We start from the raw sequence: 15,199 nt of genomic DNA, 5'->3' as shown, positions 1-15,199 counted from the left end.
TAAAATATCGCGAGGACAGCGCTTCTGTGCTGCGTCTTTTTCCGTGAAACCCGTTCCCCTTGGCACCCGTGGCACTTGGCAAGGGATCCCTGGCCCTGAGCACACGGCAGAGGCCCTGGGCAACCCGGGTGTGCAGGTCATCGCCTCCCCGGCTCTGTTGGCGCTGATCGAGCGATGTGGCCACACCACCTTGCAGCCCTTCTACGAGGCAGAAGAAGCTGCCGTCGGGATCCGCTTTGCCCTGGAACACCGCTCGGCGGCGGTAGTGGGGGATCCCTTGCAGGTTGAGGTTGAAGTCGTGGCTGTGGAGGGAAGGCGCGTTCAGTTTCAGGCAGAGATCACCCAGCAGGGGCGACTGGTGATGCAGGGATCCTATACCTGTCAGGTGATTGATTTGCCCCGTTTTCTAGCCCGCTATGGATTGACGGCAGGGGATCCCAGTCGGTGCTCAAGCTCCTAGGGGGATAGCTGCTGGCCAGCTTTGCGGGAGTTTGCCTCATGGGGCAACCTCGCCAACGAGCTAGGGGGCTAGCGGCTACCTTCTTCTATCCAGAGCGCGGCAGACGCTGTCTTTACAGAGATCCACCCCCAAGCAGAGCCCCAGAGCAAACCCCTGCTAGACTGTTGAATTGAATTAAAAAGCTGGCCAGTCTTCTGATGCAGGCGCTCCAGGTTGAACGCTCGGTAGGGGGGAGAGGACATCGTGGCAACGGGGGCCTACGCACTGGTGGATAGCTTACATCGCCATGGGGTGCAGCACATTTTCGGCTATCCGGGAGGAGCAATCCTGCCCGTTTACGACGAGCTGTACAAGGCCGAATCCCAAGGGCTACTCAAGCATTTCCTAGTCCGCCACGAACAGGCCGCTGCCCATGCTGCCGATGGCTACGCCCGCGCTACCGGCAAGGTGGGGGTGTGCTTTGCCACCTCGGGGCCGGGGGCAACCAATTTGGTGACAGGCATCGCCAACGCCATGATGGACTCTGTGCCTCTGGTGGCCATTACTGGCCAGGTGCCCCGCCATTTGATTGGTACTGATGGCTTTCAGGAGACTGACATTTTTGGCATCACCCTGCCCATTGTCAAACACTCCTACGTGGTGCGCGACCCCCGGCAGATGGCCCGGATTGTGGCCGAGGCCTTCCACATCGCCAGCACGGGGCGACCCGGTCCAGTGTTGATCGACATCCCCAAAGATGTGGGCCTGGAAGAGTTCGACTACCAGCCGGTCAGTGAGGTCAATATCCCCGGCTACCGGCCCACTGTGCGGGGCAACCCTCGCCAGATCCACGCGGCAGCCAAACTGATCCTGCAGGCCAAGCGACCCTTGCTCTACGTGGGCGGCGGGGCCATCATCTCCGGAGCCCATGCTGAGATTGCGGAGCTGGCCCACACTTACCAGATCCCGGTAACCACCACCCTCATGGGCAAGGGGGCCTTTGATGAGAATGATCCCCTCTCAGTGGGGATGCTGGGCATGCATGGCACGGCCTACGCCAACTTTGCTGTTACCGAGTGCGACCTGCTCATTGCCCTTGGAGCTCGCTTCGACGACCGCGTAACCGGCAAGCTGGACGAATTCGCCAAGCATGCCAAAGTTATCCACGTCGATATCGACCCAGCGGAGGTGGGCAAAAACCGCGTCCCTGACGTGCCGATTGTGGGAGATGTGCGCACCGTTTTGGTGGAGCTGTTGGCGCAGCTAAGCAAAATGCCCTACACCCCTGGCCAAACGCAAGCTTGGCTGGCGCGGATCGAGCGCTGGAAACGGGAGTACCCCTTGCAGGTGCCCTCCTATGAGGGCGTGATCGCCCCGCAGCAGGTCATTGAGGCGTTTCGGCGCCATGCTCCCCACGCCTACTACACCACTGATGTGGGTCAGCACCAGATGTGGGCGGCCCAGTTTCTGCGCACTGGACCCCGCCGCTGGATCTCCAGCGCCGGCTTGGGCACCATGGGCTACGGCTTTCCAGCAGCCATAGGAGTCAAGGTGGCCCTGCCTCACGAGGAAGTCATCTGCATCAGTGGCGATGCCAGCTTCCAGATGAATATGCAGGAGCTGGGCACAGTGGCCCAGTACGGCATTGCCACTAAGGTGGCCATTATCAACAACGGCTGGCAAGGCATGGTGCGGCAGTGGCAACAGGCTTTCCACGGCGAGCGCTATTCTCACTCCGACATGGCGGCGGGCATGCCAGATTTTGTCAAGCTGGCCGAAGCCTTTGGTATCAAGGGCATGCGCGTCGATCACCCCGATCAAGTGGACGACGCTATCCAGGAGATGCTGCGCCATGAGGGGCCAGTAGTGGCTGATTTTGTGGTCAAGCGGGATGAGAACTGCTACCCAATGGTGCCTGCTGGCAAGGCCAACTACCAGATGATTGGCCTGCCGGAAAAGCGGCAACTGGAGCGGGCCGCCGAGTTGATCTATTGCCCCAACTGCGGCGCCAAGAACCCCAGCTCGCACAAGTTCTGCCCCGAGTGCGGCGCCAAGCTCTAGAGCCAGGGATCCCTGCAGAGATCCCCGGCTTTGGAACTCCAGCCCTTCTGGGCACTCTAGAGCGGCCGGTAAACCCGGTAGTTGATATTGGGGAAGATGTTGTCCATATATTCCACCTTGGCCAGCCACTGCTCATCTTCGGGCGTAACTTTTTCCCGCCGAAACTGACCCGCTTGAATCTTCTCGTAGAGGTGGTTGAAGCGCAGTAGGTGAGACTTGGTGCGCCGTACCGCGTAGGGAACCATCGTCCCCGTGCGCATGATAAAAGCCCAGTCCGAGGATTGAGCTAGCATCAGCTCCCGCGCCGCCTGGTTTAGGGCTCGCCACTCTAGGTCATCGGCGGGCTCACGGCGGCTCAGCTCAATCATGCGCTCGGTAGCCTTGTGGAGGTGGGGATAGATCCAGGCATTGGTGGGGTTGAGCCAGTACTCGTGGAAGCCGCGCGCCCCCCAGCTAGACTGAGCAGGTTTGCACACCTGGTGGGTAGGGTTCTCCCGCAGGTACTCCGCCAGGTGGGTCATGCGATAGGTATTTTGGTCGAAGTAGCTCTTGCGGATGAGGAAATCCAAAAACCAAGGTCCCTCATACCACCAGTGACCGAAGAGCTCGGCATCGTAAGGAGCCACCACCAACGGCGGACGCCCCATGACGCTGGACAAGTACTCGATTTGCCGTTGGCGGTTGAACATGAAGTTGCCGGCATGTTCGGCTGCTTTCTCTCGCGCCCAGTAGGGATCGTAGAGTTCCTTTTGCCCCAGATCCAGGTTGCGCCCGGTGATGCGGTGGTACTTGATGCCGGTGTTCTTCCGCTGGCCATTGGGCATGATGTAGGGCTTGATGTACTCGTAGTCGGCCTCGTACCCCAGGTCTTTGTAGAACTCGCGATAGACGGGATCCCCAGGGTAGCCCACCTCCGCCGACCACACCTGCTGGGAAGACTCGTGGTCGCGACCGAAGACGGCAACGCCGGTCTCAGTAAAGATGGGGGCGTACATGCCGTAGCGGGGCCGTGGCTTGGCATATAGCAGGCCGTGGGCGTCGGTAATCATGTAGCGCAGCCCAGCATCGGCCACCATCCGCTCCAACCCCTGGTAGTAGGCGCATTCGGGTAGCCAGACCCCCCGTGGCCATTGGCCAAAGTGCTCGTTGTAGTGCTCGCAGGCCACTATCAACTGCGCCCAGACTGCCTGGGGATACATCTGCATCAGGGGCAGGTAGGCATGGGTAGCGGCACAGGTGATGATCTCCAGGTTGCCGCTGTCCTGAAACTGCTTGAAGGCCTGCACCAGATCCCGGTCGTACCGCTCCCAGAGATCCCGCACCATGGCAAATTGCTTGATGTAGTGCTCCGCCAGGTAGCGAATGTGGCCGTTGTGGGCATTCTTGTCGTACTCCAGTTGGGCTAGCTCTTCCAACTTGCTGAGGTAGTGGTCGTAGCGCTCCTGCAGCAAGGGATCCCGCAGCATCGACACCAGAGGTGGCGTCAGGGACATGGTGAGGCGAAAGTCAATGCCATCTCTCCGGAGCCCCTCAAACATGTGCAGCAGCGGGACATAGGTCTCGGTAATGGCTTCGTAGAGCCATTCCTCTTCCAGCACAAAGTCCTGCTCGGGGTGGCGCACAAAGGGCAGGTGCGCGTGGAGTACCAGGGCAAGATAACCCAAACTCATAGGTAGAAGATAGCGGAGTAAGCTCGCCTTCCTGGGCAATAAAAAAGAGCGGGATCGCTACCTATCGTCCAGCATTTCCCCCTTGCGGTCAAGGGCGGGGATCGCTGGGGATCGCTGGCTGGATCAGCGGTGACGAATGAACTCGTAGATCTCTAGGTATTCTTTGCCGGGGTAGTTCCAGGAGTAGTCATAGCTCATGCCCTGGATTTGCAGCTGGCGAAACTGGTCGGGAGCGGTGTACCACAGGTCAATGGCCCGATCCAGCGCCGACTCCAGAGCCGCATGATCTGTGTGGTAGAACACGTAGCCATTGCGTTGCTCCGGCAATTTGCGAGTGTCGTAGTCGCGGTCGAAAACCGTATCCGCCAGGCCGCCCACCCCTCTCACCACGGGCACTGTGCCGTACTTTAAGCCAATCATCTGCGTCAGTCCGCAGGGTTCGTAGTGGCTGGGCACCACGAGGATATCTGCCCCTGCATAGATAAGGTGGGAGAGCTCTTCGTTGAAAGCTAACTCGATGTGAACATCGGGGTTGTCGTTGAGATAGCGTTTCTCATGGGCAAACCAGGCGCCAATTCCTGGCTCGGTGGCGGATCCCAGCAGGACAAACTGAGCATTTTTAAACAAGGAGCGATAGATGGCATGATGCACCAGATGTACGCCCTTTTGCTCATCTAGCCGCCCGATATAGGCCACAATAGGCTTGTCAACATCGCGTAGCCATAGCCGCTCCCGCAGGGCTTTCTTGTTTTTGGCCTTGTTTTCTAAAGTCTGTGCGGTGTATTGAAAAGGGATAAAACGGTCAATCTCGGGGTTCCAAATGTCGTAGTCAACGCCGTTTAAAATGCCGCGAAACTTGTGCTGGTGCAAGTAGAGCGTGTGTCCCAGCCCATAGCCGTAGTCGCCAAATCGTGCTTCCAGGGCGTGGGTGGGTGAGACTGTTGTTACAAAGTTGGAAAAGACAATCCCCCCTTTCATAAAGTTGAGGACAAAAGGGTTGAAGTTATCGCGCAGGCGGTCGTAGTGGAAGTAATAGGGCTCGCGATTGAGTCCCGTGGCCCACAGAATTTCCGGCCCCCCAAAGCCCTGATGCTTAAAGTTGTGAATGGTGTAGCACACCCGCTGGTTTTCCATGCCGTGGTACTTGTAAATCTCAAACAGCAGCACCGGCACCAGGCCTGTCTGCCAGTCGTGACAATGGATGATGTCGGGGCGCTTGTTGCTTTTGAGGAGAAACTCCAGGGCAGCCTTGCTGAAAAAGGCAAAGCGCATGTTGTCATCTGGGCAGCCGTAATAACAGCCGCGGTTAAAAAAGTTATCGCTGGAGTGGGGCTCAATGAAAAAGCAAAGGCGGCCATGCACCCAGCCGCAGTACACCGAGCAGTGAATAGCCCCGCCATACCAGGGCACCCAGAGGTCGCGGTAGGCGTCGTGCAGGCCCCAGATTTGGTCGTAGCGCATGACGTCGTATTTGGGCAGAATCAGCTCGACGCAGTGCCCCCGCACTTCTAGCTCCCGGCTGAGGCCGTACACCACATCCCCCAGCCCACCTGCCTTGATGACTGGGGCACATTCCGACGCAATCTGCACGATGTACATTTCGCAATCCCCTGCAGCATCGCCTTACCTTTCTTCACAAAATAATCCCTCCCCCCTTGTGAGCAGATCTCCCGCAAGGCTAAAAAAGGATCCCGCTGGCGGGATCCACGGAGAGCTACTTCCAGGGTTGGCCAGGGGCTCCCTCAATACCACTGCTGGGCGTAGAGGCGCTGCACCAAGTAGAACACCAACAGGGGCACATCGACGCGGCGCTCGTCGATCATAAAAGACTCGAGAGTGCTGGCCGGGGATCCTGCAGTAGTGCAGCGGAAGAACTTACGGCCGTTTAGGGATCCCTCGGCAAAGAGGACGCTAAACTGCTTCTGGCCGCCGGCAAAGGAGCCAATCAGCGTCTTGCCTTCCAGGCGCAACTGCAAATCGTGGACGCCGCGTTTTTGAAAAGCGGCAATGGCCGCCGGGATCACCTCTTCTGTAATCAGTTGCTCGAAGGGTTTTTCTTCTTTGACTTCTTTGGCGGGTTTTTTCGCAGCAGCTTTGGGAGGGCGGGTTGCTTCCTCAGCAGGCTTGGCGACTTCGGCGGCAGTTTCCTGGGCGGGAGTAGGTTCTCCAGACATGGGCTGGACTCCGATAACAGCTAATGGGGAAGGGGAAAGAAGCTAGCTTTTGGGAATGTACTGATCCACAACTTTTTCCGCAGGGATCTGGGGAAAGCCTAGGCTGTAGTTGAGGGTGCGCCCTTGCAGGTTGTAGGCAATCTCCCCTTGACGAAGCAGGGAGCGGATGAAGTGCTCCAGCTCAGACCCGATGCGCCGCAGGTTGTACTCCGTCAGATCCCGGCCTCGGTACTCCTCCACCAATTCCTCGAAGCGGGCATAGACCTTCTGCAGAGCAGCGTCGTTCCAGACTAGCTCGTTATCGGGATCCACATCGAGGGTCAGCACATCGTCGCGGGGCACCAAGCGGTTGTCCGCCGTCACCTCGCCAGCAAAGATGTGAACGTGGCGGGTGGTGCACTTGAGCATGGCAGTTGCTCCGGTTGTAATCCTACACTTTTCCTCAGGGTATCACTCCTAGAGGCGTGTGGGACACCTGGATCCCCGCCGCCAATGGAGGGGAAGAGGCAGGATCCCTAGAGTTCAGGTGGGGCAGGCAGGGACTTCGACGTCCAAGGGGGGATCAGCCAGCTACAAAGACAGTCATCGATGCGAATAGGTCATACCTAGGCGGCATCCTTTTCAGGCACCTTCTCTGCCTTTGGCTTCTCAGCGCTAGTAGGAGACTCCTCCTCACGGCTGGGGTTATTCATCTCTTCCTTAAAGCTGCGCAAGGCTTTGCCAAGGGCGCTGCCCAACTCTGGCAGCTTCTTGGGGCCAAACACCACCACTGCGATCAGCCCAATCACCGCCAGCTCTGGCAGGCCCATGCCAAAGATGCTAACAGCCAGGATAGGTTTGCTCAACAGCAGGATAGCCATAAATCCTCAGAACCTGAAAAACAGAACAGGCTGACCAACCCAGCTTGGAAAGGGATTGCCCGTCTCACTCTAGCAAGTTCTCCCTTCCAGGAGAAAGCGCTTGGCTCCTGCTTTCTTGGGAGCTGGTTCTCGAGGAGGATAATGTCAAGGCAAGCTGGAGAACTCCTAGCGGGGACGCTCGAGCTAGAGCGGTAGCCAGCCGTCGTTAGACTGAGATCAAGGGTCTGCTGGGGGTTGCCATGGGCTTTCTCCTGTCTGCCGAGCAAGTGGTTCAGTTTGTTACCAACCAATGGCAGGATCCCTATGCTGTTTTGGGGCCGCAGCAGATAGAGCAGGGGGAGGTGTCCTTCTGGCTGGTGCGTGCCTTGGTGCCTAACGCGCGGCAGGTTTGGCTGGTGGAACGTGCCACTGGGCAGGCCCACCCCATGCAGCCGCTGCATCCAGAAACCCTGTTTGAGCTGCGCTTCGAGCCAGGAACCCCCCTGCCAGACTACTTTTTGCGAGCGCAGCGGGTTTGGGATCCGGAGGGCCAACACCTGGAAGAATGGGAGGATCCCTATCGCTTTCCGCCGGAGAAGGTCAACCACATCGGCGAGCTGGATCGCTACCTCTTCAACGAGGGCAACCACCACCGCATCTACGAGAAGTTGGGCGCTCACCCCATAAGCGTGGAGGGGGTTCAGGGAGTGCACTTTGCCGTCTGGGCTCCCAATGCCCGCAACGTCAGTGTTATTGGCGACTTCAACCACTGGGATGGGCGCCAGCACCAGATGAAGCGCCTAGACGAAAGCGGCATCTGGGTCCTGTTTATCCCCGGCCTTGGGCCAGGAACCATCTACAAGTACGAGGTGAAGGCCCCCTGGGGGGACATCTACGAAAAGTCGGATCCCTACGGCTTCCAACAGGAGGTGCGCCCCAAAACCGGCTCCATTGTGGTTGACCTCAACACCTACACCTGGCACGACCAGGAGTGGATGGAAAAACGGGCTGCCACCGACCCGCTGCGCTCCCCCATTTCGGTGTACGAGGTCCACCTGGGATCCTGGATGCACGCCTCCACCGAAGACCCGCCCGCCGATGGCCACCTGGTGCCGGTGGAGCGCAAGCCCAACACCCGCTTTCTCACCTACCGGGAGCTGGCGGACAAACTCATCCCCTACGTCAAGGAGATGGGCTTTACCCACATCGAGCTCTTGCCCGTGGCCGAGCACCCCTTCGACGGCTCCTGGGGCTACCAGGTTATCGGCTACTACGCCGTAACCTCCCGCTACGGCTCCCCGCAGGACTTCATGTACTTTGTCGATCGCGCCCACCAGGAGGGAATTGGTGTCATTATCGATTGGGTGCCAGGGCATTTTCCCAAAGACGGGCATGGGCTGGCCTTTTTTGACGGTACCCACCTCTACGAATATGCTGACCCCCGCAAGGGCGAACACAAAGGCTGGGGCACCTTAGTTTTCAATTACGGCCGCAACGAGGTGCGCAACTATCTGGTGGCCAACGCCCTCTTTTGGTTTGACAAATACCACGTTGACGGCATTCGGGTGGATGCAGTGGCCTCGATGCTCTATCTGGATTACGACCGCAAGGAATGGATCCCCAATTGCTACGGCGGTCGGGAACACCTAGAGGCCATCGACTTTTTCCGTCAGCTCAATACCCTTATTTTCAAGTACTACCCTGGTGTTCTTTCCATTGCTGAGGAATCGACTGCCTGGCCAATGGTGACCTGGCCAACTCACGTGGGCGGTCTGGGCTTTAACCTGAAGTGGAACATGGGCTGGATGCACGACATGCTGGATTATTTCCGCATGGATCCCTGGTTTCGCCAGTTCCACCACAACCTCGTGACTTTCAGCCTCATGTATGCCTTCAGCGAAAATTACATGCTGGCTTTTTCCCACGATGAGGTGGTACACGGCAAAAGCCACATGCTGGGCAAAATGCCAGGAGATCTGTGGCACAAGTTCGCCAGCTTGCGGGCTCTCTACGGCTACATGTTCACTCACCCTGGCAAGAAAACCCTGTTCATGAGCATGGAGTTTGGCCAGTGGAACGAGTGGAATGTTTGGGCAGATCTAGACTGGGAGCTGCTGCAGTATGAGCCCCACGCTAAACTGCGCCACTACGTAGCCACCCTCAACCAGCTGCTGCGCTCGCAACCGGCTCTCTACACCCAAGACACCAAGCCAGAAGGGTTCCGCTGGATTGACTGCAGCGACCATCGGGGCATTATCTCTTTCATCCGCTATGGGGAGGATCCCAAGGAGTGGCTGGTGGTGGTCTGCAACTTCACCCCCGTGGTCTGGCCAAACTACCGCATTGGGGTGCCGGAGCGGGGGTTTTACCGGGAGCTCCTCAACAGCGACGCGGTGGAGTTCTGGGGCAGCGGCGTTGGCAACCTAGGAGGCAAGTGGACGGATGACTGGCCCTACCACAACCTGCCCTACTCTCTTGATCTCTGCCTGCCCCCCCTTTCTACCTTGGTGCTGAAGTGGCAGCCGGAGGACTCCGCCGAAAACAAAGCTATGCTGGATTGAGTACGGCCTTCCCTGCTCATTGCCATGCGAGATCTCCTGCGCGACATCCTCCGGGATTACTCCGGCTTTGTGGAGCTGCGCTACCACAGCAAAGTCTTTCGCAGCGTTACGGCGGAAAAGGGCCGCATTGAGCGCACGGCAGTTCGGCGGCGCTCGGGGGTGGGGGTACGGGTGCTAGAAGACGGCACCTGGGGCTTTGCCGCCACCGGGGATCTCTCACCCGCAGCCATTCGCAAGGCCATTGCCGAGGCCCAGCAAGCGGCCCGCGCCAGCGCCAACTGCCGCAAGCAGAAGCTGAAGGCTTTGCCCCGCGTCCAACTAGCCCAGGGGGAGTTCTGCGAGCCCGGAGTGGAGGAAGTGGTCAACAAGCCACTCGAGGCGAAGATTCAATTGGCTTTGGAAACAGAAGCCCAGGCGCGCAAGTCCTCCACTCGCATCACCTCCGCCAGTTGCACCTACAACGAGATCTACGAGGAGAAAGCCATCGTCACCACCGATGGGGCGGATGTAGCCTTCCGGCTGGTGCGCCCCGAATTGCGGGTGCAGGCGGTGGCTGAGGCCGATGGCCAACTCAGCAGCGGCACGGAGTCCATTGGCGTGACGGGGGGGTGGGATTGCCTTTTTCGGACGGATCCCTTACAGATGGCGGAGAAGGCGGCTGCCACGGCAGTGGATCTCCTCTCTGCAGGCTATGCCGAGGGGGGATGGGCCACCGTCATCCTCTCTCCTTCCATCGTGGGACTGCTGGTGCATGAAGCCATTGGCCACACGGTCGAGGCCGATTTCGTCCTCGCGGGCTCGGTGGCGGCTGGCAAGCTAGGGCAGCGGGTGGCCAGCGAACTGGTTACTCTCAAGGACTCTGGCCGTTCTGAATTTATGCCGGGGGCAGGGGGAACGCTGCCCGTGGACGATGAAGGTGTTCCTACCCAAACCACTACCATCATCCAGAATGGCATCCTAGTGAGCTACCTGCACAACCGGGAGACTGCCGCCCACTTCGGCGTCGAGCCCACCGGCAATGCCCGCGCCTGGGAGTACGCCGACGAGCCGCTCATCCGCATGCGCAACACCTACATCGAGCCGGGATCCCAGACGCTAGAAGAGATCCTTGCTAGCACCCCCGACGGCTACTTCCTGGATGGGGCCAGAAACGGGCAAGCGGACTCCACGGGCGAGTTCATGTTTGGCGTGGAGCGGGCCTACCGCATTCGCAATGGCAAGCTGGCGGAGCTATTGCGGGGAGTCACCATCACCGGCAATGCCTTTGAGGTGTTGCAGTCGGTGGATGCTGTGTCGCGAGATTTCCTTTGGGATCTCGGATCCGGCCACTGTGGCAAGGGCCAGCCAGCCAAGGTGGATGCCGGCGGGCCCTACATTCGCTGCCGCGCCATTGTGGGTGGCCGCCAGCCCGCCTCGTAGCTCCTTGGGTAGGGGGGAGTTAGTTAGGGAGCAACTCGCAGCACTAGCCGATCCGCCTCCCACTCCCGGAACAGGCGAAGGACGTGCTCGGCTCTTTCGGCGTGGTCGGCCAAGATCTCGGCGCCAGAACGAGCTTGCTTGGCCAGGGGCAACAACAGCTCCACCACCTGGTAGCGGCTGGAGGCGATCATCTTGCCGGGAATGCGAGCAATGGACCAGAAGATGTCCATTTTTTGAGCCGCGATCTGGGTCGGATCCACCTTGCCCAGCAGATCCGAAAAGGGGATGGTTTGATCCCAGTAGCGCACTTTGCCGTGCTGGACAAAGAGGGGGTTGAGCTGCCAACGGGAGCTTTGGAAAAACTCAGGGGTAAAAGGATCCCAACTGGCCACCTTTTTGCCCTGATGGCAGCACCAAAAGAGATTCTGCGTGTGGTAAAGAGGCTCCAGATACTCGATAACTCGTAGCTGGTCGAGGCGAGAAAGGGCCTCGTAGCGGCGATGGAACTCGGTGTGAGTAGCAGCAATTAAAGGCTTGGCGTTCCAGTAGTCCAAGTAGGGGGCTACATCGATAAACTCCAAGCCCGCCTGGGCCAGAAGGTCGGGGATTTCGCCGATGTCAAAAGGAATGTCGTTGGCGTGGAAGAAGTTGTCGACGATGTTCTCGTCTGCTAGGTAGTATTCCTCATGGGCCTTGGCGTGCTTGGCCAAAAGGGAGTTGGGATGAGCTGCCTTCAGCAGTTGCCGCACAAATTCGATCTTTTCCCGGGTGGCCGGTGGAGTAATCCCCAGCAGCTCCAAAGCACGGCGAATGCGGTAGACATGCCAACGGCCTGAGCGGTTGTAGAGCATCAGGGCCATTACCCCGTCGGGAGCCAGGCGCGAGGCCAAGTTCTTTAGGGCCTTGACGGGATCGGCGGTGTGGTGGATTACCCCATAGGAGCTGATCATGTCAAAGCTTCCCTCCGGCCAGGTGGAGGGATCCATGAGATCCCCATAATGCACCGAGCAGTTGCGCAGGCCGTGGTACTTGATCCGCTTCTGGGCAATTTCCAGAGCTGGGCGGCTGAGGTCGATCCCTACCACGGCGCCATATCCGGGGTTGCTGGCGGCGATGACGTGCATCTCCCAACCAGTGCCGCAGCCGGCCACCAAAAACCTGGCCCCAGTGGGCTCTTGCAAGGTGCGGGTGCGGGCGTATTGGGCCAAGGTATAGCTGCCCAGGCTGGAAAAGCCCTCAAAGGGCTGGTCGTAGGGAACAGGGGGATAGGGGAAGGTTTCGTACTGGGCTTGCACTGCCCGTGTAATCTCGGCTTCGGTAACCAAGAGGACTTCCTCCTGCGTACTTCCCTCCCAATCGTATGGCTTTCTCAAGGGCTGGAGGGGAAACCTGCTGGCTAGGCCACTGCCAAGCTGTGGGCAGCTCGCCGGTAAGCTTCTTCCAGCGTCTCTGCTAGGGTGGGGTGAACATGCACCAGGCGAGCCAGTTCTTGCACCGTGGCGCGGCGGGCAATGGCTTGGGCCGCCTCGTGGATGAGATCCGCTGCGTGGGGACCAAAGATGTGGGATCCCAGCAAAAGCCCCGTCTCCTTGTCGAAGACCAGCTTCACCATGCCCTCAGTCTCGCCAGAGGCAATGGCCTTGGAGTTGCCGCCAAAGTAGGTGCGCACCGTGCCCACGCTATAGCCCTCGGCTTTGGCTTGGGGCTCGGTTAGCCCCACAAAGCCCATCTCGGGGTGGGTGAACACTGCTGCCGGGATGCTCAGGTAATCCATGTAAGCAGGGCGGCCACAGATGTTTTCCACCGCCACCCTCCCCTGGGCTGCTGCCGCGTGGGCCAACATCATCTTGCCCGTCACGTCGCCAATGGCCCACAGGTGGGGCAACTCCGTGGCCATGCGGCTATCCACCGGCACAAAGCCGCGCTTGTCTAACTCCACCCCTAGCTCTGCCAGGCCCAGTTCCTCTGAGACCGGGATCCGCCCGGCGGCCACCAGACAACCATCCACCTGCAGCGTCTCGCCGTTGGAGAGGTGAATCGTTACTGGCTGGCCAGGGATCACCTGCTTGGCCAGAACCCCTACGTAGGTCTGGATTTGCCTGGGTTTGATCAGCACCCGCTGGGCCAGGCGGGCAATGTCGGGGTCAAAGGCCGGCATCAGGGTCTCCAGGGCCTCGATGAGGATGACCTGGGATCCCAGCGCCGTGTAGACGTCGGCAAACTCCTGTCCAATGTAGCCGCTGCCGATGATGGCCAGCCGCTCCGGGATCCACTCCAGCCGCACCGCCTCGTCGCTGGTAAACACCGTCCGGCCATCCACCTCGATCCCCGGCGGCACGAGGGGTCGAGAACCCGTAGCCAAGATAATGTCCCGCGCTGTGTAGGCCTGGGATCCTCCTTCCCCCTGCACTTCGACCGTTTGCAGCCCTGCCAGCCTGCCTCGTCCCCGCAGGATCGTTACCCCCAGCTTTTCCAGCGAGCGGGTCATGTCGGCGCGGATTTTCTCCACCACTTGGGCAGCATGATTGGCAATAGCCTCTCGGTTCACCTGAAGGGATCCCACTTGGATGCCCAGCTCAGAGCTGTGTTGCAGTTCCCGCAGGCGTCCGGAGGCGGCCAGCAGCGCCTTGGAGGGGATGCAGCCGCGGTTGATGCAGGTGCCGCCCATTTCGGCGCACTCGACGATGGCGGTTTTTAGGCCGGACTCGACGGCATGCAACGCCGCGCCGTGGCCGCCAACGCCAGCACCGATGATGATCAAGTCAAAATCGAAGCTCATGGCGAGATTGGATAACCGGTGCCTCATTTTCTCATCTTGTTGGCCTTCCTAGGAACCGGCTGAGAGGATCTAGCATAGGGTGGCTTGTCCCGTTGGCCAGAGGCTGGCCGGATGGAGCTGCAAGCTTTGATTTTCGATGTGGACGGCACGCTGGCAGATACAGAGCGGGATGGGCACCGCGTGGCCTTTAACGCGGCCTTTGCTGAGGCAGGGTTGGACTGGCACTGGTCGGTGGAGCTCTACGGCCAGCTCCTGGCTATCACAGGCGGCAAAGAGCGCATTCGCCACTTCATCGAGACCTGCCAGCCGCCACTGCCTGCTGGGGAAGACCTGACGGCCCTGATAGCTCGGCTGCACCAGGCTAAAACTCGCCACTACACGGCTCTATTGGCCCAAGGAGGGATCCCTTTGCGCCCTGGAGTCAAGCGCCTCTTGCAGGAAGCCAGGGCCGCTGGGATCCGTCTGGCCATCGCCACCACCACCACGCCGGAAAATGTAACAGCCCTTTTGGAGCACACACTGCCGGAGAGCCTAAGCTGGTTTGAAGTGATCGCTGCCGGCGATATTGTCCCCGCCAAAAAGCCCGCCCCCGACATCTACTTCTACACCCTGGAACAGATGGGGCTGCCCCCCCAGGCCTGCCTGGCCTTTGAAGACTCGGAGAATGGGCTGCGCTCTGCCCAACAAGCGGGGGTCCCCACTGTGGTGACGGTAAACGACTATACCCGGGATCAGGATTTTTCCGGGGCAGCTTTGGTGTTGGATCACCTGGGGGAGCCTGAGGATCCGTTTCGGGTGTTGGCGGGAACGGTGGGATCCCACCGCTACTTCACCCTGGAGTTGGCCCGACAGATCCATGCTCAAGTTGCCCAGTCTGGAGTGGGAAGCTCATGATGGCGTCAGCTAGAAATCGCAGGAGCCCCGCACTGTACCCGTAGGGTCAGTGTCGGGAGGAATGCGGAAGTTATGATAGAACCATGACCCAAGTCCTGACCGTCTCCTGCAAGCTCAAGGTGTCTCAGTCGCAAGCCGCAAAGTTGGATGCGACAATGGATGCCTTTGTGCAGGCGTTGAACTGGGTCAACCAAAACACACCAGAAAAAGTAGTCAACGCAGTCAAACTCCAATCCCTTTGCTATTACCAGATTCGCGCTCGGTTGGCTTGTCCAGTAACTTGGCTCAGCAGGTCTGCAGACGGCTGGCCGGTGCCCGTAAAGTTGCCCGACAGAAAAACCGTCCGGTCAAAGCGTTCAAGAG

12 protein-coding genes and 1 pseudogene are annotated in these 15,199 nt (G+C 59.3%); 6 read left to right on the top strand and 7 right to left on the bottom strand.

Annotated features, from left to right (window positions below):
- Window positions 1-43: 43 nt before the first annotated feature.
- Entirely contained in the window at window positions 44-460 is a 417-nt protein-coding gene (locus tag NW814_RS08670; protein ID WP_414393908.1) for a thioesterase family protein, read from the top strand.
- Window positions 461-703: 243 nt separating this feature from the next.
- Window positions 704-2,500, top strand: coding sequence for a biosynthetic-type acetolactate synthase large subunit (ilvB, locus tag NW814_RS08665; protein ID WP_414405975.1), 1,797 nt, complete (start codon window positions 704-706; stop codon window positions 2,498-2,500).
- Between the two features lie 56 nt (window positions 2,501-2,556).
- Here ilvB and NW814_RS08660 read toward each other — a convergent pair whose 3' ends face one another.
- The 5 genes from NW814_RS08660 to tatA form a co-directional block, all read right to left on the bottom strand.
- Window positions 2,557-4,170: a glycoside hydrolase family 57 protein gene (locus tag NW814_RS08660; protein ID WP_414405974.1), complete on the bottom strand. Its 1,614-nt coding sequence runs from the start codon at window positions 4,168-4,170 to the stop codon at window positions 2,557-2,559.
- A gap of 123 nt (window positions 4,171-4,293) precedes the next feature.
- Complete coding sequence (glgA, locus tag NW814_RS08655; protein WP_414393913.1) at window positions 4,294-5,769, bottom strand: glycogen synthase GlgA; 1,476 nt, start codon at window positions 5,767-5,769, stop codon at window positions 4,294-4,296.
- A 143-nt stretch (window positions 5,770-5,912) separates the two neighbouring features.
- Window positions 5,913-6,344, bottom strand: coding sequence for a DUF2996 domain-containing protein (locus tag NW814_RS08650; RefSeq protein ID WP_414405973.1), 432 nt, complete (start codon window positions 6,342-6,344; stop codon window positions 5,913-5,915).
- Between the two features lie 42 nt (window positions 6,345-6,386).
- Entirely contained in the window at window positions 6,387-6,752 is a 366-nt protein-coding gene (locus tag NW814_RS08645; protein ID WP_414405972.1) for an NAD(P)H-quinone oxidoreductase subunit M, read from the bottom strand.
- A gap of 197 nt (window positions 6,753-6,949) precedes the next feature.
- Window positions 6,950-7,204 carry a twin-arginine translocase TatA/TatE family subunit gene (gene tatA, locus NW814_RS08640; RefSeq protein ID WP_414405971.1) on the bottom strand — a complete coding sequence of 85 codons (255 nt, stop codon included), beginning with the start codon at window positions 7,202-7,204 and terminating at the stop codon, window positions 6,950-6,952.
- Between the two features lie 239 nt (window positions 7,205-7,443).
- On the opposite strand from tatA, the gene glgB reads away from it, so the two are divergent.
- Together glgB and NW814_RS08630 are read left to right on the top strand one after the other, a co-directional pair.
- Window positions 7,444-9,744: a 1,4-alpha-glucan branching protein GlgB gene (gene glgB, locus NW814_RS08635; RefSeq protein WP_414405970.1), complete on the top strand. Its 2,301-nt coding sequence runs from the start codon at window positions 7,444-7,446 to the stop codon at window positions 9,742-9,744.
- Between the two features lie 24 nt (window positions 9,745-9,768).
- Window positions 9,769-11,163, top strand: a complete 1,395-nt coding sequence (locus tag NW814_RS08630) for a TldD/PmbA family protein (RefSeq protein WP_414393922.1) — start codon at window positions 9,769-9,771, stop codon at window positions 11,161-11,163.
- A 23-nt stretch (window positions 11,164-11,186) separates the two neighbouring features.
- On the opposite strand, the gene NW814_RS08625 is transcribed toward NW814_RS08630, so the two are convergent.
- Complete coding sequence (locus NW814_RS08625; RefSeq protein ID WP_414405969.1) at window positions 11,187-12,536, bottom strand: class I SAM-dependent methyltransferase; 1,350 nt, start codon at window positions 12,534-12,536, stop codon at window positions 11,187-11,189.
- Between the two features lie 23 nt (window positions 12,537-12,559).
- Window positions 12,560-13,942, bottom strand: coding sequence for a dihydrolipoyl dehydrogenase (gene lpdA / locus NW814_RS08620; RefSeq protein WP_414405998.1), 1,383 nt, complete (start codon window positions 13,940-13,942; stop codon window positions 12,560-12,562).
- A gap of 111 nt (window positions 13,943-14,053) precedes the next feature.
- On the opposite strand from lpdA, the gene NW814_RS08615 reads away from it, so the two are divergent.
- The gene (locus NW814_RS08615) at window positions 14,054-14,836 is read left to right on the top strand and encodes an HAD family hydrolase (protein ID WP_414405997.1); all 783 of its coding nucleotides are present in this window, start codon (window positions 14,054-14,056) and stop codon (window positions 14,834-14,836) included.
- An 83-nt stretch (window positions 14,837-14,919) separates the two neighbouring features.
- A pseudogene (locus tag NW814_RS08610) lies at window positions 14,920-15,199 on the top strand (RNA-guided endonuclease TnpB family protein); the annotation flags it as partial.

Origin of the sequence: Synechococcus sp. R65.1 (assembly GCF_047461755.1) — a bacterium.
Classification (GTDB): Bacteria; Cyanobacteriota; Cyanobacteriia; order Thermostichales; family Thermostichaceae; genus Thermostichus.
Note: the sequence above shows the minus strand (reverse complement) of the source record. Positions and strands in the feature narration are given on the sequence as shown.

What these genes read in the sequence shown, in the direction of transcription:
- NW814_RS08660 (WP_414405974.1), bottom strand. Translation starts at nt 4,170, where the DNA reads ATGAGTTTGGGTTATCTTGCCCTGGTACTCCACGCGCACCTGCCCTTT.
- glgA (WP_414393913.1), bottom strand. Translation starts at nt 5,769, where the DNA reads ATGTACATCGTGCAGATTGCGTCGGAATGTGCCCCAGTCATCAAGGCA.
- NW814_RS08650 (WP_414405973.1), bottom strand. Translation starts at nt 6,344, where the DNA reads ATGTCTGGAGAACCTACTCCCGCCCAGGAAACTGCCGCCGAAGTCGCC.
- NW814_RS08645 (WP_414405972.1), bottom strand. Translation starts at nt 6,752, where the DNA reads ATGCTCAAGTGCACCACCCGCCACGTTCACATCTTTGCTGGCGAGGTG.
- tatA (WP_414405971.1), bottom strand. Translation starts at nt 7,204, where the DNA reads ATGGCTATCCTGCTGTTGAGCAAACCTATCCTGGCTGTTAGCATCTTT.
- glgB (WP_414405970.1), top strand. Translation starts at nt 7,444, where the DNA reads ATGGGCTTTCTCCTGTCTGCCGAGCAAGTGGTTCAGTTTGTTACCAAC.
- NW814_RS08630 (WP_414393922.1), top strand. Translation starts at nt 9,769, where the DNA reads ATGCGAGATCTCCTGCGCGACATCCTCCGGGATTACTCCGGCTTTGTG.
- lpdA (WP_414405998.1), bottom strand. Translation starts at nt 13,942, where the DNA reads ATGAGCTTCGATTTTGACTTGATCATCATCGGTGCTGGCGTTGGCGGC.
- NW814_RS08615 (WP_414405997.1), top strand. Translation starts at nt 14,054, where the DNA reads ATGGAGCTGCAAGCTTTGATTTTCGATGTGGACGGCACGCTGGCAGAT.